The following is a 20,950-nucleotide window of genomic DNA, read 5'->3' as shown; positions in this document are numbered from 1 at the left end:
CGTACGGTTCGAAGCAGAGACCGGAGCAACCACGGAGGACCCCCGATGCCGCAGGCGCTCAGCATCAACCGCACCACCGCCCTCGCCGTGGCCGGACTCGTGCTGATCCTCCCGCTCTCCATGGTCAGCTGCTCCGCCGCGCAGAAGGCCATCGACTGCGGCAACACCGCCATCAAGATCAGCAGCGACATCTCGCAGGTCGGCAGCGCCTTCAACAACGCGAACAACGACCCCGCGGCCGCCGGCCAGGCGCTCCAGCAGCTCAAGAACGACCTCGACCAGCTCGGCCGCAACTCCAGCGACACCGACGTCTCCAAGGCCCTCACCGACCTGCAGAACCAGGTCGGCGCCCTGCAGAAGGCCGCCGACACCAACCAGGTCCCCGATCTCCAGCCGCTCGGCGCCGCCGCCGCCAACCTCTCCAAGGCCTGCACCGGCTGACACCGCCACAGGCCCTAGGCTTTCGGGCATGACAACCCGACGCCTCGTCCTCGCCACCCGGAACAAGCACAAGGTCGCCGAACTGCGCGACATCCTCGGCGCGGCCGGGCTCGACGTCGAACTCGTCGGCGCCGACGCCTACCCCGAGATCCCCGACGTGCCCGAGACCGGGGTCACCTTCGCCGAGAACGCCCTGCTCAAGGCGCACGCCCTGGCCCGGGCCACCGGACTGCCCGCCGTCGCCGACGACTCCGGCCTCTGCGTCGACGTCCTGGGCGGCGCCCCCGGCATCTTCTCCGCCCGCTGGGCCGGCAAGCACGGCGACGACCGCGCCAACCTCGAGCTGCTGCTCGCCCAGCTCTCCGACATCGGCCCCGAGCACCGCGCCGCGCACTTCGCCTGCGCCGCCGCCCTCGCCCTGCCCGACGGCACCGAGCGCGTCGTCGAGGGCCGGCTGCTCGGCACCCTGCGCACCGCCCCGGCGGGCGACGGCGGCTTCGGCTACGACCCCGTCCTCCAGCCGCTCGGCGAGACCCGTACCTGCGCGGAGCTCACCCCCGCCGAGAAGAACGCCATCAGCCACCGCGGCCAGGCCTTCCGCGCCCTCGCCCCGGTCGTCGCCGACCTCCTCGCCTGAGGCCCCCGGACGCGACGGTGCCCCCGCCGATCTCGGCGGGGGCACCGTCATCAGTACGCCCGGTGGGACTCGAACCCACGACACTGCGGACCTAAACCGCATCCCTCTAGCCAGCTGGGGTACGGACGCACGCCCTGCCAGCGTACCCCGTGCAAATCGGGGCTGGGTAGCGACTTACGGCGGGCCGGTCAAGACGTCGACGGGCGCCTCCTGTTGCGGCCGCAGTACGTCGGGGTGACGGCGTGGCAGTCGGGGGCAAACCCTGCCGGATCGGCAGCATGCCGCACATCTCGCAACGGCAGGGCCGGCCGATTCGCGGCAGCGCGGATCGAAGGCGCCCGCGATGCGCTTCGACGACGCTGTGGTGCGGGGCGGCGGCCGGGCGCAACTCGTCTCGTTCGCACTGCTCGATCGGGCAGCCGTGGCGGACGGCAGTTCGCGGGTGCACTTGACGGACATGGTCCCCTCCAGGTGATGAAGTCTCGTCCCCTTGTTCGGGTCGACGAGGGGGAGAGAGCGAGGTGGCGGGGGGTTCGGGGGTTTGCGGTTGGGTCGCAGTTGGTACAGACCTGTTGACGCCAGTGGTCCAGACCTTCTAAGTTCGGCGCAACTTCCCCCACATGTGTGCGCCCTCCCACAGGCGTACGCGCGACACTCTCTCCTGGAGGACGAGTGTTGATCCGTAACGAGACGGCGCAGCGTCCCACCGCTTCGCGCCGTCAGAAGACCTCCGGTCGGCGGGTGGCGTTCGCCTCCGCGGCCGCGGCCGGGTTGGCCGGTCTGCTGGTGGCCACGCTGGGCGCTTCGCCGTCGGTGGCCGCCGTCGACAACCAGTCGTGTCGTCCTGACGGCATGTACACCACGCCGGGTGTGGACGCGCCGTACTGCAGCGTCTACGACACGTCCGGTCGCGAGAAGATGGGCGCGGACCACCAGCGCCGCATCATCGGCTACTTCACGGGTTGGCGCACCGGCAAGGACGGCACGCCCGCCTACCTGGTGAACAACATCCCGTGGGACAAGGTCACCCACCTCAACTACGCGTTCGGCCACATCGGCGGCGACAACAAGCTGTCGGTCGGCACCGACGGCCCGAACAACGCCGCGACCGGCATGGAGTTCCCGGGCGTCGCGGGCGCGGAGATGGACCCGAGCCTGCCGTACAAGGGTCACTTCAACCTGCTGACCAAGTACAAGAAGCAGTTCCCGAACGTCAAGACCCTGATCTCGGTGGGTGGTTGGGCCGAGACCGGCGGCTACTTCGACGACAGCGGCGCCCGGGTGAACTCGGGTGGCTTCTACAACATGACGGTGAACGCGGACGGTTCGGTCAACCAGGCCGGCATCAACACCTTCGCGGACTCCTCCGTCGACTTCATCAAGAAGTACGGGTTCAACGGCGTCGACATCGACTACGAGTACCCGACCTCGATGAAGGACGCGGGCAACCCGCTCGACGCCACGATCTCCAACGCCAAGCGGGCGTCCCTGGTCAAGGGCTACGCGGCGCTGATGAAGACGCTGCGCGAGAAGCTCGACCGGGCCGGTGCCGCCGACGGCAAGCACTACATGCTGTCGGTCGCCGCGCCGTCCTCGGGCTACCTGCTGCGCGGCATGGAGACGTTCCAGGTCACCCAGTACCTGGACTACGTCAACATCATGTCGTACGACCTGCACGGCGCCTGGAACAAGTACGTCGGCCCGAACGCCTCGCTGTACGACGACGGCAAGGACGCCGAGCTGGCGGCCGCCAACGTGTACGGCACCTCGCAGTACGGCGGCATCGGCTACCTGAACACCGACTGGGCGTACCACTACTTCCGCGGCGCGATGCCGGCCGGCCGGATCAACATCGGCCTGCCGTACTACACCCGCGGCTTCAAGAACGTGACCGGCGGCACCAACGGCCTGTGGGGCACGTCCTCGACGTCGACCTGCCCGGCCGGCGCCGGTCTGACCAGCTGCGGTGACGGTGCCGTGGGCATCGACAACCTCTGGCACGACCTGGACACCAACGGCAAGGAGTCCCCGGCGGGCTCCAACCCGATGTGGCACGCCAAGAACCTGGAGAAGGGCATCGTCCCGGACTACCTCTCCAAGTACGGCCTGACCGACACCGCCCTGCAGGGCAGCTACAGCCGCAACTACAGCGCCGCGCTGGTCGCCCCGTGGCTGTGGAACGACAGCAAGAAGGTCTTCCTCTCCACCGAGGACGAGGAGTCGGTGGCCGCCAAGGCCGACTACGTGGTCAACCAGGGCGCCGGTGGCGCGATGATCTGGGAGCTCGCGGGCGACTACAAGTGGGACGCCACCGCCAACGGCGGCAAGGGCGAGTACGTGCAGGGCTCGACCCTCACCTCGCTGATGTACGACAAGTTCAAGGCCTCCTCGTCGTACGGCGCGCTGCGCTCCACCGTCGCGCTGCCCACCCAGACCCTGCCGATCGACGTCTCGTTCACCAACTTCGCGCTGGGTGACTCGAACTACCCGATCAACCCGAAGATCCACATCGTCAACAACTCGACGGTCACCCTGCCGGGCGGCACCGAGTTCCAGTTCGACTACTCCAACTCGGCCCCGGGCAACGCCAAGGACCAGTCGGGCTTCGGGCTGTCGGTGATCCGCCAGGACCACACCGCGGCCAACAACGTCGGCGGCCTCAAGGGCGTCTACAACCGCGTCTCGGTGAAGCTGCCGACCTGGCAGTCGCTCGCCCCCGGCGCCTCGGTCGACATGGACTTCGTCTACTACCTGCCGGTCTCGACCCCGGCGAACTGGACGGTCAACGTCGGCGGCACGCTGTACGGCATCACCGGCGACTTCACCCGCGGCGCGGTCGGCTCGACCGCCTCGCCGAGCCCGTCGCAGTCCGCCTCGCAGTCGGCCAGCCCGTCCGCGTCCGCCTCGGCCTCGCAGTCGGCGAGCCCGTCCGCCTCGGCCTCCGCGTCGCAGTCGGCCAGCCCGTCGGCCTCCGCCTCCACCGGCACCTGCACCGCGCCGAGCTGGAGCTCCGCCACCGTGTACGCCACCACCGGTACCAAGGTGTCCTGGAAGGGCCACCAGTACACCAACAAGTGGTGGACCACCGGCGAGGACCCCTCGACCACCGGTCAGTGGGGTGTGTGGAACGACCTCGGTCCGTGCTGACTGACCTGAGGTGACAGACGGCGGTGGCGGTCGACCCGGTCGGGGGGTCGGCCGCCACCGCTCCTTGTGCGGGTCAGTGCTCGACGTCGGCGCGGATCGCGGCGAACAGCCGGCCCGCCTCGGCCGGGGTGGTGCCCGGCAGCAGCGCCACGCCGGCCGTGGAGGCGTCGGCCCAGCCGCAGATCACGTCGGTGGGACCGGACTTGGCGGGCAGGCTGAGGCACTCCAGCGAGCCGCCCAGCGGGCCCGCCTGGTACGGCTCGGCGGTGGTCGGGGTGCCGCTGGAGCCGTTGCCCAGCGCGTAGTCGATCAGGCCGCGCCACAGGTGCTCGCGGCGCTTGTTCGGGTCCTCGGGCACGTTGTCCACGGCCAGAACGAGGATCTTGCGGGCGGTGGCCGGCTGCCCCGGCCGGTTGTACTCGGACTGCACGAAGTGCATGCCCTCGCGCATCTCGCCCGGGTCGACCGGGACGTCGGTGAGCGTGCCCTGGCCGGTGGCCAGGGTCAGCCCGCCCGCGGTGCGGGCCTCGGCGACCGTGCGGTGACCGGCCGGGGAGGGCTTGGCGGTGCCGGACGGCTTCGCGGAGGCGGCCGCGGAGGCCGAGGCGGTGGCCGGGGCCGGGGCCGCGGTGCTCGCCGTCGGCGCGGCGTCGGTGGCGGGGATCTCGTCGGGGTCGCAGGCGGTGAGCGTCAGGGCGGCGACCGCGACGGCGGCGGCGAGGACGATGCGGCTGGTCATGGTGCGGTGAACTCCCCGGTGCGGTGGGTGTCTCCCGGGCTGCTCGACCCGGCACCCCGGAGGCTACGGCCTTACGGCAGCCCGTGGACGGCACGTGCCCGTAACCGGACCGCACCGGTACCGGGCGGTGACACGGAGCCGCCCGCCACCCGTCAATTGACGTAGCGTGCAGGCTCGGGCCGGTACGGGGGCCGGGTAATCGCGTGGACGGTGGGGCGGCCGTGCGGTGAGGATGGCGCGGTGGAGAAGCACGAGGTGCCGGTGCGGCAGATCAGGGCGGCGCACGACGCGGAGAGCCTGACGGTGTACCAGGCGTACCCGGTGGGGATCGCGGAGGCGGCGCTGGCGGCGGGGACGTTCGTGGCACCGTTCAAGCGGGAGCGGATGACCTGGATCAAGCCGTCGTTCCGCTGGATGATGTACCGCTCCGGGTGGGGGACCAAGGACGGGCAGGAGCGGGTGCTGGCCGTGCGGATCAGCCGGGCGGGGTTCGAGTGGGCACTGGCGCGGGCCTGCCTCAGCCACTGGGACCGGGAGCGGCACGGGTCGGCGGCGGAGTGGAGGGCCGAGCTGAAGGCCGCCCCGGTGCGGCTGCAGTGGGACCCGGAGCGGTCGACCCGGCTGGGGGCGCTGCCGCACCGGGCGCTGCAGCTCGGGCTGGAGCGCGAGGCGGTCCACCGGTACGTGGACGAGTGGATCGTCGGGCTGACCGACGTGACAGGCCTGGCGCACGAGGTGCACGGGCTGGTCCGGGCGGGCCGCACCGCGGAGGCGGACGCGCTGATCCCGGCGGAGCCGGCGTACCCGCTGCCCGAGGCCCTCGCCGCGCGGATCGGCGCGACGCCGCGTGCCGGCGCTGCGGCGCGGTGACCGCCCGGCGGGTGCCGTAGACCCCGGGGGCCTACGGCGTGCGCGGCCGCGGGTCAGGCGTCGATCTTGAGGTCGCGCAGGAGCTTGGCGACGTGGCCGGTGGCCTTGACGTTGTAGAGGGCGCGCTCGACCTTGCCGTGCTCGTCGACGATCACGGTGGAGCGGATCACGCCCTGGTAGGTGCGGCCGTAGTTCTGCTTCTCGCCGTAGGCGGCGTAGGCCTCCAGGACGGCGTGGTCGGGGTCGGAGAGCAGGGTGACCTTGAGGTCCTCGGTCTCGCGGAACTTGCCGAGCTTCTCCGGCTTGTCCGGGGAGATGCCGATCACGTCGTACCCGGCGCCGGCGAAGACCTCCAGGTTGTCGGTGAAGTCGCAGGCCTGCTTGGTGCAGCCGGGGGTCAGAGCGGCGGGGTAGAAGTAGACGATCACCTTGCGGCCCAGGTGGTCGGCGAGGGACACCTGGTTGCCGTCGGCGTCGGACAGGGTGAAGGCGGGGGCGGTGTCGCCCGCCTGGAGGCGCTCGCTCACGTTCGAAGACTCCTGGGCTCGGTGGTCGTACCACCGTCAAACCTACCCCCGATGGTGGGTGGCACTGCGCGGGCGCGGGAGCGAGCTGACAGACTGGTGACGCATCAGTAGGACGGTGGGAGAGAAGGGGTGGCCCGAGTGGCAGCGAGCAAGGACACGGCGGTGCGGTCGACGGCCCAGATCGAGGCGGACATCGCCCAGGCCCGTGATCGGCTCGCCACGACCCTGGACGAGCTGGCGATGCGCGTGCACCCGGCGACGGTCGCGGCGCAGACCAGGGCCCGGGTGCTGGCCTCGGTCGAGCAGAAGGCCGGGCAGGTGTACGTCGCGGCGAGCGGCGCGGTGGAGCGGGCGAAGAGCCGGTTCGTGGACGAGAAGGGGCAGCCGATGCCGGAGCGGATCGTGCCGGTCGCCCTGGTGGGCGTCGGCGCGGTGCTGCTGCTGGCGGCTGCGCGCAAGCGCCGCAAGGGCTGAGGCGCCGCAGGGGCTGACGCGCGGCCGGTGCCGGAGCGCGGCGCCGGAGCGCGGTGCCGGAGCGCGGCTCCGGGGAGCGGGGTCCGAGGGTTCGGGCCCCGCTTTCGCGTGCCCGGACGCCGGACGCCGGACGCCGGACGCCGTACGCCGTACGCGGGCCGGGCACCGCGCGCGCCCCCGGCGCAGGCCCGACGGCGCGCGCGGGGCGCGGTGCGGGTACGGTCGGGGCGTGAGCGAGAACGACACGAAGAGCAGTGCGACCCTGCACGTCGAGACCCGGCACGACCGGCTGGGGGAGAAGCTGCCGATCCGGATGCTGCACGACCGGGTGCTGGTGAAGACCGACACCGGTGAGGGCGAGCGGCGCTCGACCGGCGGCATCCTGATCCCGGCGACGGCGGAGCTGTCGCGCCGCTGCACGTGGGCGGAGGCGGTGGCGGTCGGCCAGAGCGTCCGCTCGGTGGAGCCGGGCGACCGGGTGCTGTACGACCCGGAGGACAAGCTGGAGGTCGAGGTGCGCGGCGCGACGTACGTGCTGCTGCGCGAGCGGGACCTGCACGCGGTCGCGGCCGGCCGGTTCGGCGACACCGAGGGCTCGACCGGCCTGTACCTCTGACGGCCGCGCCGCCCGGGACACCCGCGCCGACCCCGTCCGCCGCCCTGCTCAGGGGCTGGGGGACGGGGTCGGCGCTGTCGCGGCCGGGGCGAGCGCGGGCGCGGCGGACGGGGTCGGCGCGGGGGAGGCGACGGTGGCCCTGGCGCTGGGGGAGGCCGGGGCGGTGCCGGCGGTGCCTGTGGTGCCGGTGGTCCCGGCGGGGCTGCCGGCGGCCGGCGGGCCGGACGGGGACGCGGTGGGCGTGGGGGCGGGCGACGGGCTCGGCGGTTCCGGGGGCTGGCTGTTGCCGCGGGTGGGTTCGAGTTCGAAGCGGCGGACCCGGCTGCCGCGCAGCGCCTCGGCGGTGTAGGCGGTCCAGATCCGGGTGGGGAAGGCGCCGCCGTTGATCCGGGACAGCCCCGCGGTGCCGGCCAGCGACTCCTTGGCGTGGGTCTTCGGGTGTTCGCGGAACATGCCGACGGCGGTGGCGAGTTCGGGCGTGTAGCCGGCGAACCAGGCGGACAGGTTGCTGTCCGTGGTGCCGGTCTTGCCCGCGGCGGGCCGGCCGAGCTCGACCGCGGCGGCGCCGGTGCCGCGGGTGGAGACCACGTCGCGCAGCACGTCGGTGACGGCGTCGGCGGTGCCCCGGGAGAGCGCGGTGCGCACCGGGTGGCCGGGCAGCGGCGGGACGCCGTTGTAGCCGGGGCGCTCCAGCCGCTGGACGGCCCAGGGGGCGATGGCCTGGCCGTGGTTGGCGAGGGCGGCGTACACGGCGGTCAGGTCGATCGCGCTGGGGGTGGCGGTGCCGAGCGTCATCGAGGGGTTGGCCGGGTCGAGGCCGCGGACGGTGGCGGGCAGGCCGAGCCGGACGGCGGTGTCGCGGACGGCGGGCAGTCCGGCGTCGACGCCGAGTTGGGCGTACACCGAGTTGACCGACCTCGCCATGGCGTGCCGCAGGCTGATGCTGCCGTAGTCGGTGTCGTCCTCGTTGGGCGGCGCGTACTCGCCCGGGCCGCCGGCGACCGGGCGGCCGCTGGTGCCGTCGTAGACGGTCTGGGTGGTGATCCGGCGGCCGTCCTGGGTGGTCCGGGCGCCCTCCAGGGCGGCGGCCAGGTCGACGGGCTTGAAGGTGGAGCCGATCTGGTTGTCCTGGCGCAGCGCGTCGTTGTACGGCTGGACCGCGTAGTCGGCGCCGCCGTACGCGGCGACCAGCCGGCCGGTGGCGGGGTCGAGGGAGGCGGCGCAGACCCGGACGTCGGTGTCGGTGGCGGGCCGTCCGGCGGGGTCGAGCCGGTCGGTGAGCTCCTGGCGCACGGCGCGCACCAGGGCGTCCTGGTGGCTGCGGTCGAAGGTGGTGGTGATCTTCCAGCCGCCGGCCTTGAGGCTGGCGGCGTCCAGGGTGCCGGACTTGGCGAGGTAGTCGTCGGCGAGGTCCACCAGGTAGCCGGCCTGGCCGCGCAGGCCCTGGGCGGGCTGCGGGTCGATCGGTTCGGGGAAGGTGAGGGCGGCGCGGGCGGGCTGGTCGAGGAAGCCGAGCTGGACCATGCCGTCCAGGACGTAGCCCCAGCGGGAGATCGCCTTCTCCCGGTTGGCGGGGGTGGCGGTGCGTACGTCGTAGGCGCTGGGCGCCTGGAGCAGGGCGGCGAGGTAGGCGCTCTGCGCGGTGGTGAGCCGCTCGGCGTCCACGCCGTAGTAGGCGCGGGCGGCGGTCTGGATGCCGTAGGCGTTGCGGCCGAAGTAGCTGGTGTTGAGGTAGCCGGCCAGGATGTCGTCCTTGGAGCGCTGCTGGTCGACCTTGAGCGAGATGAAGAGCTCCTTGGCCTTGCGGGAGAGCGTCTGGTCCTGGGTCAGGTAGTAGTTCTTGACGTACTGCTGGGTGATGGTGGAGCCGCCCTGCAGGCTGCCGCCGGCCGTCGAGCCGTGGGTGAGGTTGAGCCAGGCGGCGCGGACCATGCCCTTCAGGTCGACGCCCTTGTTGCGGTAGAAGGTGCGGTCCTCGGCGGAGACGGCGGCGTGCTGGGTGACGGCCGGAATCCGCCCGATCGGGAGCGGCTCCCGGTTGACCGTGCCGGTCCGGGCCAGCTCGGTGGTGCCGTCGTTCCAGTAGTAGACGTTGCTCTGGGCGACCGCGTGGGCGTTGGCGTCGGGCACCGGGACCAGCAGGTACAGGGTGACGAAACCGGCGATGCCCAGCAGCAGGAGGGAGAGCAGTCCGCCCACGGTGAGGCGCCAGGTCGGGAGGATCCGGCGCCAGCGCGGCAGGGCGCGGCGGCGGGCCCGGCGCTCGTCGGGCGTGCGGCGCGAATGGTCACGATCCTCGCTCATGGGGTGATTATGGGCGAGGCTGACGGTGAATCAGCGGCTTGGAAACCGGGTGCGGCGCCGGTGGCGCGGCGGTACGGTGAAAGGTGACAACGTCATAGCGGGTCCACTCGCACCGCGCGCCGCAGCTCCGTCCGCCGCCCCGGCCACCCCCGGGGGTTGATCGGCCGGAGCTGATGAGGGCTGTCCGCACAAATGTCGACAAGGAGACAATATGCTCGGAACCCTGCAGCTCAAGCCCCCCGAACGCGGCACCGCCGGGCTCTACCTGGCGGTCGCCCGCGGCGCCTTCCGCCGCTACTCCACCTACCGGGCCGCCACCCTGGCCGGGACGGTCACCAACACCGTCTTCGGCTTCATCCTGGCCTCCACCTTCCTCGCGCTCTGGCGGGCCCGGCCCGGCCTCGGCGGCTACGACGCCGACCAGGCCGTCACCTACATCTGGGTCAGCCAGGCCCTGCTGGTCACCGTCGCGGTCTGGGGCGGCGGCTTCCAGGACGACGTCCAGGACCGCTTCCGCAGCGGGGACATCGCCGTCGACCTCTACCGCCCGGTCGACTTCCAGGGCTGGTGGCTGGCGTCCGACCTCGGCCGGGCCGGCTTCCACCTGGTCAGCCGCGGCGCGCTGCCGATGCTCGTCGGGACGCTGATCTTCGACATCCGGCTGCCCGCCGACCCGCTGGTCTGGGCGGTCTTCCTGGTCTCGGTGCTGCTCGCCGTGGTGGTCAGCTTCGGACTGCGCTTCCTGGTCTCGCTCACCGGCTTCTGGCTGCACGACTCCGAAGGGGTGCGGTCGGTGATGCTGGTGGTCTCGATGTTCTTCTCCGGGATGCTGCTGCCGATCACCCTCTTCCCGGGCCTGCTCGGCGCGCTGGCGGCCGTGCTGCCCTTCTCCGCCATGGTGCAGATCCCCGCCGACCTCTTCCTCCAGCACCGCACCGGCGCCGCCGCGGCGGGTGCCCTCGCCTTCCAACTCGGCTGGGCCGTCGCCCTGCTGGCCGCCGGGCGGGCCGTGCAGCTGTTCGCCACCCGGAAGGTGGTGGTGCAGGGTGGCTGACACCCTGGTCGCGCGGACCGGCTGGGCGCTGCGCTCCTGGTGGCTGGTGGCCGGGATGTGGTCCCGCTCGCTGATGTCCTACCGGACCTCGTTCTACCTGATGCTGCTCGCCAACGCCGTGGTCACCTTCCTCGACTTCGGCGTCCTGCTGCTGATGTTCCGGCACACCGACAACCTCGGCGGCTGGACCCTGCCCGAACTCGGCTTCCTGTACGGCACCTCCGCCTTCGCCCTGGCCGTCGCCAACCTGCTGGTCGGCTCGATCGACGGCCTCGGCGTCCGGATCCGGGCCGGGACGCTCGACACCGTGCTGATCCGGCCCGCCCCCGCGCTCGCCCAGCTCTGCGCCGAACGCTTCTCGCTGCGCCGGCTCGGCCGGCTGGTCCAGGCCGCCGCCGTGCTCGGCTGGTCGCTGCACGCGCTGCCGGTGCACTGGAGTGCCGGCCGGGCCCTGATGGTCGCCGGACTGCTGGTCTGCGGCTCGGTGATCTTCGGGTCGATCTACATCGGCGGCGCCACCCTGCAGTTCTGGTGGGGCGAGGCCAAGGAGCTGCAGAACTCCGTCACCTACGGCGGCGCCACCCTCCTCCAGTACCCGCCGACCGTCTTCGCCAAGGAGCTGGTCGCCGCCACCGTCTTCGGCATCCCGCTGGCCTTCGTCAACTGGCTGCCCGCGCTGGCGATCCTGGACAAGCCCGACCCGCTCGGTCTGCCCGAGGCCTTCCGGTACGCCTCCCCGCTGGCCGCCGCCCTCACCGTCACCGCCGCCGGGCTCGCCTGGCGGGCCGGCCTGCGCGCCTACCGCGGCGCCGGCAACTGACCTTCCGTCGAGAGGAGTTCAACCCCATGGCACTGATCGAGGTCGAGGACGTCCGGCGGACCTTCACGGTGCGCGCCCGGGCCGGCCGGCTCAAGCGCGTCAAACGCGAGGTCCGCGCCGTCGACGGGCTCAGCTTCACCGTCGACGCCGGCGAGTGCGTCGGCTACATCGGCCCCAACGGCGCCGGCAAGTCCACCACCATCAAGATGCTCACAGGCATCCTCGTCCCCACCGCCGGCCGGCTGCGGGTGGCCGGCGTCGACCCGTCCCGGGAACGCGTCTCGCTGGCCCGCCGGATCGGCGTCGTCTTCGGCCAGCGCACCACCCTGTGGTGGGACCTGCCGCTGCGCGACTCCTACGAACTGGCCCGCCGGATCTACCGCATCCCCGACGGCCGCTACCGCGCCAACCTGGACCGCTGCGTCGAACTCCTCGACCTCGGGGACCTGCTGGACACCCCCGTCCGCCAGCTCTCGCTCGGCCAGCGGATGCGCGGCGACCTCGCCGCCGCCCTGCTCCACGACCCGCAGGTGCTCTACCTGGACGAGCCCACCATCGGCCTGGACGTGGTCTCCAAGGCCAAGGTCCGCGAGTTCCTCCGCGAGGTCAACACCCTGCAGCGCACCACCGTGCTGCTCACCACCCACGACCTCACCGACATCGAGCAGCTGTGCGGCCGGGTGATGGTGATCGACCACGGCCGGGTGGTGTACGACGGCGGCCTGGACGGCCTGCACGCCGCCGGGGACAGCGAACGCACCCTGGTGGTCGACCTCGCCGAGGCCCGGCCGCCGATCGACGTCCCCGGCGCCCGGGTGGTCCGGGTCGAGGGCCCCCGGCAGTGGCTCGCCTTCCCCGCCCAGGACAGCGCCGCCCCGCTCCTCGCGGCCGTCGCCGCCCACTACCCGCTGGTCGACCTCTCGGTCCGCGAACCGGCGATCGAGGATGTCATCGCCCGGATGTACGCCGAGGTCGCCATCGGCTGAGGCCGCCGTCGGCCGGGGCGTCGGGGGTGCGCCGGCCGGGGGCCCCGCTCACCCGGACGGGTGGACCCGGTGACCCGGGACGGCCGGGCGGAGTTGACACCTCCGTGACCGTTCCCGACGTCAGCGTGGTGATCGCCCTCCACAACGCCATGCCCGACCTGACCGCCTGCCTGACCTCCCTGGCCGGGCAGACCATCGGCCCCGCGCGGATGGAAGCGGTCGTCGTCGACGACGGCTCGACCGACGGCAGCGGTGCGGAACTGGCCCGGTTCGCCACCCGGCACCCCGGCCTGTTCCGCACCGTCCGGCAGGAGCACTCCGGCGGGCCCGCCGCCGTCAACCGCGGGACCGCGCTCGCCCGCGGCCGCTACCTCTTCCACCTCGGCGCCGGCGACCGGCTCGGCACCGAGTCCCTGGAACGCCTGGTCGCCGCCGCCGACCGCTGGCAGAGCGACGTCCTGATCCCCCGCCAGGTCGGCGGGGACGACCGGCAGTCCGCGCGGGGCCTCTTCGACCGCAGCCGCGAATCCGTCACCTTCACCGACTCCGCGCTCGCCTGGTCGCTCACCGACACCAAGCTCTTCCGGCGGGAGCCGGTCGTGCGGTACGGACTGCGCCGCCGCGAGGACCTGTCGGTCCTCTCCGAGCAGCCCTACACCCTCGCCGCGCTGCTGCACGCGCGGAAGGTCTCCGTCCTCGCCGACTACGACCACCACCACCCCGCCCCACGCGCCGACCGGTCCGCCGCCGCGGGCCCCCGGCTGCCGGAACGGCTGCGCGGCATCCGGGCCGTCCAGGAATGCCTCGACGCTCTCGCCCCGCCCGGACCGGTCCGCGACGCGGTCCGCGCCCGCTCCTTCGGCCGGGAGGTCCCGCAGCTCCTGCAGACCGGCTGGCTCGCCGAACCGCCCGCCCAGCAGCGCCGGATCGCCGAGGAGATCGCCACCCTGCTCGACCGGCACTGCCCGCCCGGCGTCTTCGCCCGCCTCCCCGTCCCCGACCGGCTGCGACTCGCCCTCGCCGCGCGCGGCGAGCTCGGCGCGCTGCGCGCCCTGATCGCCCACGAGGCCGCCAACGGCGCCCCGCCGGCGGTCCGCCGCGGCGGTCGCGCCTACGCCGCGTACCCCGGCTTCCGCGACCGGGCCCTCGGCCTGCCCGACGCCCTGTTCGAACTGACCGACCGGCCCGCGCCCGAGCGCCCCGGGCCGGGCCGGGCCGGCTGGCGGCGGGCCGCCCGGCTGCGCCGCTTCGCGGGCGCGGTCCGCGGCTGAGGAGAGAAGAAGATGATGGACATCTGCGTGGTCGGCCTCGGCACGATCGGCCTGCCGCTCGCCGTCCGGTTCGCCGCCAAGGGCCACCTCGTCACCGGCGCCGACACCGACCCCGAGACGGTCGCCGCCGTCGCCGCCGGCCGCCCGCCCCACCCGCACGAGGCCGGCCTCGCCGAACTCCTCGCCGAGGTCGCCGCCGACGGCCGGCTGCGCGCCACCACCGACACCGCCGCCGCGGCCGCCGGCGCCGAGGCCGTGGTGATCGTCGTCCCGGCCGCCGTCGGCCCGGACGGCGAACCCGACTTCGCGCTGCTCGACGCCGCGACCGACGCCGTCGCCGCCGGCCTGCGCCGCTCCACCCTGGTCAGCTACGGGGCCACCCTGCCGGTCGGGACCGTCCGCGGCCGCTTCGCCAGCCGGCTGGAGACCGGCTCCGGCCTGGTCGCCGGCCGCGACTTCGGACTGGTGTTCAGCCCCGAACGGGTCCGCGCCGGCCGGGTCTTCGCCGACCTGCGCCACCACCCCAAGCTCGTCGGCGGCATCGACGACGCCTCCACCGAGCAGGGTGCCGCCTTCTACCGGGCCGTCCTCGACTTCGATCCGCGGCCCGACCTGCCCCGCGGCAACGGCGTCTGGCCGCTCGCCTCCGCCGAGGCCGCCGAGTTCGCCGAGCTCGCCGGGACCACCCACCGGGACGTCAACATCGCCCTGGTCAACCAGTTCGCCCGGTACGCCGACCGGGTCGGCGTCGACCTCGCCGAGGTCATCGAGGCCTGCAACTCCCAGCCCCACGACCACCTCCACCGGCCCGGCATCGCCGTCGGCGGCCCCTGCCTCCCCGTCCACCCCCGGCTGTACCTGTGGAACGACCCGCACGCCACCGTCGTCCGGGCCGCCCGGGAGGCCAACGAGACCGTCCCCGCGTACGCCGTCGGTCTGCTCCAGGGCGCGCTCGGCCCGCTCGACGGGGTCCGCGTGCACGTCCTCGGCGCGTCCTACCGGGGCGGGGTCAAGGACACCGCGAACTCCGGCGTCTTCCCGCTGGTCGACGCACTCCGCCGGGCCGGCGCCGACCCCACCGTCAGCGACCCGCTGCACAGCCCCGAGGAGCTCGCCGCCCTCGGCCTGCCCCCCGACGACGGCAAGCCCGCCACCGCCCTCGTCGTCCAGGCCGACCACCCCGAGTACCGCGACCTCGGCGCCGCCGACCACCCCGCCGCCCGCGTCCTGCTCGACGGACGCCGCGTCACCGACCCGGCGAACTGGGAAGGCGTCCGCAGGATCGTCCTCGGCGGAGGCGGCGGCAACTAGGCACGCGGGGCTCCGTCCGACGGCGGCTCCGCCGCGGGGCGAGGCCGACCGCAGGAGTGTTGGAGCAACGCGGGCGGTCAACCCCGCGAGCGGCTACGACCGAGTTAGCGTGTTCCTCGTGACCGTCGAAGACACCGTTGCCCCGGGCGTCGGCCTGACCCCTGCCGACGAGGCGAAGCGTCAGGGCGTACGCCGGATGAAGACCATCGCGACCGGGCTGCTCGGCTTCGCCACCCTGGTCTTCGCCCTCGCGAGCTGGGCGAAGGCGTCCGGCGCCGGCGCGTGGGCCGGGTACGTCGCGGCGGCCGCCGAGGCCGGCATGGTGGGTGCGCTGGCCGACTGGTTCGCCGTCACCGCGCTGTTCCGGCGCCCGTTCGGCCTGCCGATCCCGCACACCGCGATCATCCCGACGAAGAAGGACGCCTTCGGCCGCACCCTCGGCGACTTCGTCGGCGACAACTTCCTCTCCCCGACCGTGGTCCGCGCCCGACTCGGGAAGATCGGCATCGCCCGCCGGTTCGGCGAGTGGCTCGCCGCCCCCGGCAGCGCCGAACGCGTCACCCGGGAGGCGGCCGCCGCCCTGCGCGGCGTCCTCGCCGTGCTGCGCGACGAGGACGTGCAGGCCGTGGTCGCCGAGGCGGTCACCCGCCGCGCCGCCGCCACCCCCGTCGCCGAACCGGCCGGCCGGCTGCTGGGCAAGGTGGTCGCGGACGGCGGGCACCACGGCGTGGTCGACCTGATCGTGGTCCGCGCCCACCACTGGCTGACGGTGCACCACGGGGACGTGGTCGACAAGGTCACCGCCAAGACCCCCGGCTGGACCCCGCGCTTCCTCGACCAGCAGGTCGGTGAGCGGGTCTACCGCGAGCTGCTGCGCTTCGTCACCGACATCCGCGACGACCCCGCCCACCCGGCGCGCGGCGCCGTCGACAACTTCCTCGCCGAGTTCGCGGTCGAGCTGCAGACCGACCCCGAGACCATCGCCCGGGTCGAACGCGCCAAGGCCGACCTGCTCGCCCGTACCGAGGTGCAGGACCTGATCGCCTCCTCCTGGGCCGCCGTCCGCACCCTGGTCGTGGACGCCGCCGACGACGAGAACAGCGAACTGCGCCGCCGGCTGCGCGACGCCCTGCGCTCCTTCGGCCGCCGGCTCGCCACCGACGCGCGCCTGCAGGCCAAGACGGACGGCTGGCTGCAGGACGCCGCCGCGTACGTCGTCGAGACCTACCGGGACGAGATCACCGCGCTGATCTCCGAGACGGTGGCCGGCTGGGACGCCGACGAGGCGTCCCGCAAGATCGAGATCAACGTCGGCCGCGACCTGCAGTTCATCCGGATCAACGGCACCGTGGTCGGCGCGCTCGCGGGCCTGCTGATCCACACCGTCACCGTCGCGGCCGGCGGCTGACCGCCGGATAGCATCGTTGTCTACGCGTATAGAACAGAGGAGCGGCACCGTGGCCGAGACCAGTAGCGGGATCGAGGCGTTCATCGCCGGCATGCCCAAGGCGGAACTGCACGTCCACCACGTCGGCTCGGCCTCCCCCCGGGTGGTCGCCGAACTCGCCGCCCGGCACGCGTCCGGCACCAAGGTGCCCACCGACCCGGCCGCGCTCGCCGAGTACTTCACCTTCACCGACTTCGCCCACTTCATCGAGGTCTACCTCAGCGTCGTCGACCTGATCCGCGACGCCGAGGACGTCCGCGCCCTCACCTACGGCGTCGCCGAGGACATGGCCCGGCAGAACATCCGCTACGCCGAACTCACCATCACCCCGTACTCCTCGGTCAAGCGCGGCATCCCCGACGTCGCCTTCATGGAGGCCATCGAGGACGCCCGGTTGCGCGCCGAGAAGGAACTCGGCGTCGTCCTGCGCTGGTGCTTCGACATCCCCGGCGAGGCCGGCCTCGAATCCGCCGAGGTGACCGCCCGCCTCGCCACCGAGCTCGCCCCCGAGGGCCTGGTCTCCTTCGGCCTCGGCGGCCCCGAGATCGGCGTGCCCCGGCCGCAGTTCAAGCCCTACTTCGACCGGGCGCGGGCGGCCGGCCTGCACTCCGTCCCGCACGCCGGCGAGACCACCGGGCCCGAGACCGTCTGGGACGCGCTGCGCGTCCTCGGCGCCGAACGCATCGGCCACGGCACCCAGGCCGTCCACGACCCGGCCCTGATCGACCACCTCGGCGAGCACCGCATCGCGCTCGAGGTCTGCCCCACCTCCAACATCGCCACCCGCGCCGTCGACCGGATGGAGAACCACCCCATCCGTCAGATGGTCGACGCCGGCCTGCTGGTCACCGTCAACAGCGACGACCCGCCGATGTTCGGCACCGACCTCAACACCGAGTACGCCGTCGCCGCCCGCCTCCTCGGCCTCGACGAGACCGGCGTCGCCGCCCTCGCCAAGAACGCCGTCGAGGCCTCCTTCCTCGACCCGGCCGGCAAGCGCCGCCTCACCGGCGAGATCGACACCTACCTCGCCGCCTGGCCCCGCTGACCCTCGCCCTGCGCCCGCCCGTACGACACCCCGCACGGGCGGGCGCAGACTGGGGGAGGGGCGGCCTGCGGGAGGTGGTCGGCCATGCGGATCCGGACAGCCTGCGGCGCGGCAGGGGCCGCGGCGTTACTCCTCGTCACCGCCTGCGGGAGCGGGAACGACCCGTCGCCCGCCACCGCACCACCGTCGGCCCCCGCCGCCGCGACCGTGACGGCCACCGCGACCGCCACCGTCACCGCTACCACCCCGCCGGCCACCCCCACCGCGCGCGCCACGGTCACCACCACGGCGCCCGCCGCCGACCCGGCCGCGACCGTCCAGGCGTACTACGCCGCCATCAACGCCCGTGACTACCGGACCGCGTGGGCCCTCGGCGGTCGCAACCTCGACCACGACTACGCGCACTTCGCCGCGGGCTTCGCCGACACCGCCGACGACCTGTTGACCGTCGACGCCGTGCACGGCGACACCGTCGATGTCCGCCTGCACGCGGTGCACACCGACAGCAGCTGGGCCGACTTCGCCGGCAGCTACACCGTCACGGGCGGCGTGATCGTCCGGGCCGCCGTCCGGCAGGTGGCGAGCAGCGCGCCGACCGCACCGGCGCTGCCCGCCGGCACCGGCGCGCTCAACCCGGCGGTCACCCAGGCGACCATCTCCACCACCATCTGCGTCAAGGGCTGGACGGCGACCGTCCGGCCCTCGCGCGAGTACACCGACGAGGCGAAGAAGTCCCAACTCGCCGCCTCCGGACGGGCCGACCAGGACCTCACCCACTACCAGGAGGACTTCATCGTCCCCCTGGAGCTCGGCGGCGACCCGACCGTGGCCAACCTCCGTCCGGTCCCGATCCAGCGCGCCCACCAGGACGACGGCCTCGCCGACCACCTCCACACCGAGGTCTGCGCCGGTCGGATGTCCTTGGACGACGCCCGGACCCAGATCCTCCAGGCCAAGGCCGACGAGGGCTGAGGCCGACGAAGGCGGAGGCGCCCGGCCGTCCGGGCGTGGCAGAGTGGCGCGATGAAGACGATCGGGCTGCTCGGCGGGATGAGCTGGGAATCGACGGCGGAGTACTACCGGCTGCTCAACGAGCTGACCAGGGAGCGGCTCGGCGGGCTGCACTCCGCGAAGTGCGTGCTGTACTCGGTGGACTTCGCCGAGGTGGAACGGCTGCAGGTGGCGGGGGACTGGGAGGCGGCCGGCGAGCTGCTGGCGGAGGCCGCGCGGTCGGTGCAGGCGGCCGGGGCGGACCTGCTGCTGATCTGCACCAACACCATGCACAAGGTGGCCGACCGGGTGGCGGAGGCGGTGTCGGTCCCGCTGCTGCACCTCGCGGACGCCACGGCGGGGGCGGTGCTGGCCGCCGGGGTGCGGCGGGTCGGGCTGCTCGGCACGGCGTTCACCATGGAGCAGGACTTCTACCGGGAGCGGCTCGCCGGCCACGGGCTGGAGGTCCTCGTGCCGGACGCGGCCGGGCGGGCGCTGGTGCACCGGGTGATCTACGAGGAGCTGTGCGTCGGGGTGGTCCGCGAGGAGTCGCGGGAGGCCTACCGGAAGGTGATCGCCGAACTGGTCGCGGCCGGCGCCGAGGGGGTGGTCCTGGGCTGCACGGAGATCGAGCTGCTGGTCGGCGCCGGGGACAGCCCGGTGCCGGTCTTCCCGACCACCCGGATCCACGCCGAGGCCGCCGTCACCGCCGCGCTGTGACGGCCTCGGTGCGACCGCCCGCGCGGTGACCGCCCGCGCGCCCGGGAGCCGGGTGCGCGGGCGGTCGGCGCTCAGCCGTCCTGGAGCCGGCGGCCGGTGGCCGAGGCGAAGCCGAGCCAGGTGTGGCGGTTGCCCCACCAGCACCATCCGACCTTGGGGGCGTCGCGCCGCTCGCGGCCGTCCCGACCGGTGCCGTTGCTGATCCAGATCGCCGGGGTGCGGGTGTCCAGGGCGCCGTTCGCCTTGCGCAGCCGGGAGCCGATGGTCATGAAGCAGTGGTTGCGCTCCAGGACCGCCGGCTGCTGCAGCACCCAGTGGATGCCCTCGGTGAGCAGCAGCGGGGTGCGGTCCTGCGCGGTGAGTTCGGGCAGTGCCTCCTCCGGTGTCCGGTTGGCCAGGTGGTCGCCGCGGTCGAGGCCGGTGACCAGGTACAGCGGGGCGTCCGGCACCGTGACCGTCGGCGCGAACCGGTCGACGTCGGTCATGTCGGTGACGACGAAGCCCGGCCTGCCCTCGCGGCGCAGCAGCGGCGCGAGGGCGGAGGCGGGGGCCCGGTCCGGGTGGACGGCTAGCAGCGCGCCCTCGGCGGCGGGCCCGGCGGCCTCGGCGAAGGCGCGCAGTTCGGCGGCGGACAGCCCGGCGAGCTCGGCGACCCCCAGCTCGATCAGGCGCTCGGCCTGCACACCCGGGGCGGGGAGGGCGGGGGCGGTGGCGGTCGTGGCGTCGGACGTGGCTTCGGGCACGATGCTCCCAGGGACGGCGTGGTGGGCGGTTCCAGGGGAACGAGGCGGCCCGCCCGGGAATTCCGGCCGTCCCGCCCGGATTCAGCGGGCCGGGGCCACCGCCGGGCCGGCCGCCGGTACGGGCGTCCCGCGGTGGAGGAGGGCGCGTTCGGCCGCGGTCCAGGCGGTGGTGGTGAGCAGGTAGAGGCCGGCGGCGAGCGGGACCAGCGCGGCGAACAGGACCGTGCCGAAGGAGAGGTAGGGGAGCAGGGCGGCGCCCGGGGCGTCGGTGGGGGTGCGGCGGGCGCGGCGGAAGCCGGTCCAGCCGACGGCGGCCAGCGCGGCGTACAGGGCGGCGAAGACCAGCAGCTGGGGCAGCGAGTGGACGCCGGTGACGTGCAGGCCCAGCGGGACGCCGCCCAGGGTGTGGCCGAGCAGGTCGTTCGGGGTGGTGAAGAGCCGGTACATCACGGAGAAGAACGGGAGCTGGAGGAGCATCGGCAGGCAGCCGGCGAAGGGCGAGGCCTGTTCGGTGCGGTACAGCTCGGCGAGGGCGGCCTGCAGCTTCTCCGGGTTCTTGCGGTGGCGCTCGCGGAGTTCGGCGACCCGCGGGGCGAGGCGCAGCCGGGCCTTCTCGCCGCGGGCGGCGGCGCGGGCCAGCGGATGCAGGGCGAGCCGGACGGCGGCGGTGAACAGGACGATCGCGAGCGCGGTCGGGACGACAGTGGCGAGCGCCGCGACGACGTCGTGGGCGACGCGGACGGCAGGGTCGAGCAGGGCGAGGACGGACATGACGGGAGAGCCCTCCGGGGTCTCGTGAAGGTGA

Annotated in this window: 20 protein-coding genes and 1 tRNA gene; 15 read left to right on the top strand and 6 right to left on the bottom strand. The window is 73.6% G+C overall.

The genetic code is table 11. From position 1 onward, the window contains the following. Window positions 1–45 precede the first annotated feature (45 nt). Complete coding sequence (locus ACGFX4_RS28860) at window positions 46–441, top strand: hypothetical protein (RefSeq protein ID WP_345697280.1); 396 nt, start codon at window positions 46–48, stop codon at window positions 439–441. Window positions 442–469: 28 nt separating this feature from the next. Then, window positions 470–1,078 carry an RdgB/HAM1 family non-canonical purine NTP pyrophosphatase gene (rdgB, locus tag ACGFX4_RS28855; RefSeq protein ID WP_393080295.1) on the top strand — a complete coding sequence of 203 codons (609 nt, stop codon included), beginning with the start codon at window positions 470–472 and terminating at the stop codon, window positions 1,076–1,078. A gap of 54 nt (window positions 1,079–1,132) precedes the next feature. On the opposite strand, the gene ACGFX4_RS28850 is transcribed toward rdgB, so the two are convergent. Beyond that, a tRNA-Leu gene (locus tag ACGFX4_RS28850) sits at window positions 1,133–1,207 on the bottom strand. Window positions 1,208–1,819: 612 nt separating this feature from the next. Here ACGFX4_RS28850 and ACGFX4_RS28845 point away from each other — a divergent pair. Continuing rightward, window positions 1,820–4,225 (top strand): chitinase C-terminal domain-containing protein, encoded by a 2,406-nt coding sequence (locus ACGFX4_RS28845; RefSeq protein WP_393080383.1) that lies wholly within the window; start codon window positions 1,820–1,822, stop codon window positions 4,223–4,225. Window positions 4,226–4,298: 73 nt separating this feature from the next. Here the strand turns inward: ACGFX4_RS28845 and ACGFX4_RS28840 are convergent, their stop codons facing one another. Next, window positions 4,299–4,964 (bottom strand): hypothetical protein, encoded by a 666-nt coding sequence (locus ACGFX4_RS28840; protein WP_393080293.1) that lies wholly within the window; start codon window positions 4,962–4,964, stop codon window positions 4,299–4,301. Between the two features lie 240 nt (window positions 4,965–5,204). Between ACGFX4_RS28840 and ACGFX4_RS28835 the strand changes: the two genes are divergently transcribed. After that, window positions 5,205–5,834 (top strand): DUF4291 domain-containing protein, encoded by a 630-nt coding sequence (locus ACGFX4_RS28835; RefSeq protein WP_393080290.1) that lies wholly within the window; start codon window positions 5,205–5,207, stop codon window positions 5,832–5,834. 53 nt (window positions 5,835–5,887) lie between these two features. Here the strand turns inward: ACGFX4_RS28835 and bcp are convergent, their stop codons facing one another. After that, window positions 5,888–6,361: a thioredoxin-dependent thiol peroxidase gene (gene bcp / locus ACGFX4_RS28830; RefSeq protein ID WP_345697275.1), complete on the bottom strand. Its 474-nt coding sequence runs from the start codon at window positions 6,359–6,361 to the stop codon at window positions 5,888–5,890. 138 nt (window positions 6,362–6,499) lie between these two features. Between bcp and ACGFX4_RS28825 the strand changes: the two genes are divergently transcribed. Then, window positions 6,500–6,835 carry a DUF3618 domain-containing protein gene (locus ACGFX4_RS28825; RefSeq protein ID WP_393080287.1) on the top strand — a complete coding sequence of 112 codons (336 nt, stop codon included), beginning with the start codon at window positions 6,500–6,502 and terminating at the stop codon, window positions 6,833–6,835. A 313-nt stretch (window positions 6,836–7,148) separates the two neighbouring features. Further along, window positions 7,149–7,451, top strand: a complete 303-nt coding sequence (locus ACGFX4_RS28820) for a co-chaperone GroES (RefSeq protein WP_345701843.1) — start codon at window positions 7,149–7,151, stop codon at window positions 7,449–7,451. Window positions 7,452–7,499: 48 nt separating this feature from the next. On the opposite strand, the gene ACGFX4_RS28815 is transcribed toward ACGFX4_RS28820, so the two are convergent. Beyond that, a complete protein-coding gene (locus tag ACGFX4_RS28815) occupies window positions 7,500–9,755 on the bottom strand; it encodes a transglycosylase domain-containing protein (protein ID WP_393080284.1) in 2,256 nt (751 codons plus the stop codon). A gap of 211 nt (window positions 9,756–9,966) precedes the next feature. Here ACGFX4_RS28815 and ACGFX4_RS28810 point away from each other — a divergent pair, with 211 nt between their 5' ends. From ACGFX4_RS28810 to ACGFX4_RS28770, 9 genes are all read left to right on the top strand, one after another. Further along, window positions 9,967–10,809 (top strand): ABC transporter permease, encoded by an 843-nt coding sequence (locus ACGFX4_RS28810; RefSeq protein WP_393080282.1) that lies wholly within the window; start codon window positions 9,967–9,969, stop codon window positions 10,807–10,809. Next, window positions 10,802–11,629 (top strand): ABC transporter permease, encoded by an 828-nt coding sequence (locus tag ACGFX4_RS28805; protein ID WP_393080279.1) that lies wholly within the window; start codon window positions 10,802–10,804, stop codon window positions 11,627–11,629. The genes ACGFX4_RS28810 and ACGFX4_RS28805 overlap by 8 nt, the downstream gene beginning before the upstream one ends. Before the next feature lie 26 nt (window positions 11,630–11,655). Then, window positions 11,656–12,615, top strand: coding sequence for an ATP-binding cassette domain-containing protein (locus tag ACGFX4_RS28800; protein ID WP_393080276.1), 960 nt, complete (start codon window positions 11,656–11,658; stop codon window positions 12,613–12,615). 104 nt (window positions 12,616–12,719) lie between these two features. After that, window positions 12,720–13,886, top strand: a complete 1,167-nt coding sequence (locus tag ACGFX4_RS28795; protein WP_393080273.1) for a glycosyltransferase family 2 protein — start codon at window positions 12,720–12,722, stop codon at window positions 13,884–13,886. Window positions 13,887–13,901: 15 nt separating this feature from the next. Then, entirely contained in the window at window positions 13,902–15,197 is a 1,296-nt protein-coding gene (locus tag ACGFX4_RS28790) for a nucleotide sugar dehydrogenase (RefSeq protein ID WP_393080380.1), read from the top strand. A 118-nt stretch (window positions 15,198–15,315) separates the two neighbouring features. Beyond that, window positions 15,316–16,605 carry a DUF445 domain-containing protein gene (locus ACGFX4_RS28785; RefSeq protein ID WP_393080270.1) on the top strand — a complete coding sequence of 430 codons (1,290 nt, stop codon included), beginning with the start codon at window positions 15,316–15,318 and terminating at the stop codon, window positions 16,603–16,605. Between the two features lie 49 nt (window positions 16,606–16,654). After that, on the top strand, window positions 16,655–17,692 hold the full coding sequence (locus ACGFX4_RS28780) for an adenosine deaminase (protein WP_393080267.1): 1,038 nt from the start codon (window positions 16,655–16,657) through the stop codon (window positions 17,690–17,692). 84 nt (window positions 17,693–17,776) lie between these two features. Then, window positions 17,777–18,664, top strand: a complete 888-nt coding sequence (locus tag ACGFX4_RS28775; protein WP_393080264.1) for a hypothetical protein — start codon at window positions 17,777–17,779, stop codon at window positions 18,662–18,664. Window positions 18,665–18,715: 51 nt separating this feature from the next. Then, window positions 18,716–19,402 carry an aspartate/glutamate racemase family protein gene (locus ACGFX4_RS28770; RefSeq protein ID WP_393080261.1) on the top strand — a complete coding sequence of 229 codons (687 nt, stop codon included), beginning with the start codon at window positions 18,716–18,718 and terminating at the stop codon, window positions 19,400–19,402. Between the two features lie 71 nt (window positions 19,403–19,473). On the opposite strand, the gene ACGFX4_RS28765 is transcribed toward ACGFX4_RS28770, so the two are convergent. Then, window positions 19,474–20,145, bottom strand: coding sequence for a DUF5701 family protein (locus ACGFX4_RS28765; RefSeq protein ID WP_393080258.1), 672 nt, complete (start codon window positions 20,143–20,145; stop codon window positions 19,474–19,476). Window positions 20,146–20,226: 81 nt separating this feature from the next. Continuing rightward, the gene (locus tag ACGFX4_RS28760; RefSeq protein WP_393080256.1) at window positions 20,227–20,916 is read right to left on the bottom strand and encodes a YidC/Oxa1 family membrane protein insertase; all 690 of its coding nucleotides are present in this window, start codon (window positions 20,914–20,916) and stop codon (window positions 20,227–20,229) included. Window positions 20,917–20,950: the final 34 nt, after the last annotated feature.

Source organism: Kitasatospora sp. NPDC048365 (assembly GCF_043200835.1).
Taxonomy (GTDB): domain Bacteria; phylum Actinomycetota; class Actinomycetes; order Streptomycetales; family Streptomycetaceae; genus Kitasatospora; species Kitasatospora terrestris.
Note: the sequence above shows the minus strand (reverse complement) of the source record. Positions and strands in the feature narration are given on the sequence as shown.

Excerpts from the sequence above, each read along its gene's own strand:
- ACGFX4_RS28815 (WP_393080284.1), bottom strand. The coding sequence starts at position 9,755 with ATGAGCGAGGATCGTGACCATTCGCGCCGCACGCCCGACGAGCGCCGG.
- ACGFX4_RS28790 (WP_393080380.1), top strand. The coding sequence starts at position 13,902 with ATGGACATCTGCGTGGTCGGCCTCGGCACGATCGGCCTGCCGCTCGCC.
- ACGFX4_RS28860 (WP_345697280.1), top strand. The coding sequence starts at position 46 with ATGCCGCAGGCGCTCAGCATCAACCGCACCACCGCCCTCGCCGTGGCC.
- ACGFX4_RS28800 (WP_393080276.1), top strand. The coding sequence starts at position 11,656 with ATGGCACTGATCGAGGTCGAGGACGTCCGGCGGACCTTCACGGTGCGC.
- ACGFX4_RS28810 (WP_393080282.1), top strand. The coding sequence starts at position 9,967 with ATGCTCGGAACCCTGCAGCTCAAGCCCCCCGAACGCGGCACCGCCGGG.
- ACGFX4_RS28840 (WP_393080293.1), bottom strand. The coding sequence starts at position 4,964 with ATGACCAGCCGCATCGTCCTCGCCGCCGCCGTCGCGGTCGCCGCCCTG.
- ACGFX4_RS28760 (WP_393080256.1), bottom strand. The coding sequence starts at position 20,916 with ATGTCCGTCCTCGCCCTGCTCGACCCTGCCGTCCGCGTCGCCCACGAC.
- ACGFX4_RS28775 (WP_393080264.1), top strand. The coding sequence starts at position 17,777 with ATGCGGATCCGGACAGCCTGCGGCGCGGCAGGGGCCGCGGCGTTACTC.
- rdgB (WP_393080295.1), top strand. The coding sequence starts at position 470 with ATGACAACCCGACGCCTCGTCCTCGCCACCCGGAACAAGCACAAGGTC.
- ACGFX4_RS28770 (WP_393080261.1), top strand. The coding sequence starts at position 18,716 with ATGAAGACGATCGGGCTGCTCGGCGGGATGAGCTGGGAATCGACGGCG.
- ACGFX4_RS28820 (WP_345701843.1), top strand. The coding sequence starts at position 7,149 with ATGCTGCACGACCGGGTGCTGGTGAAGACCGACACCGGTGAGGGCGAG.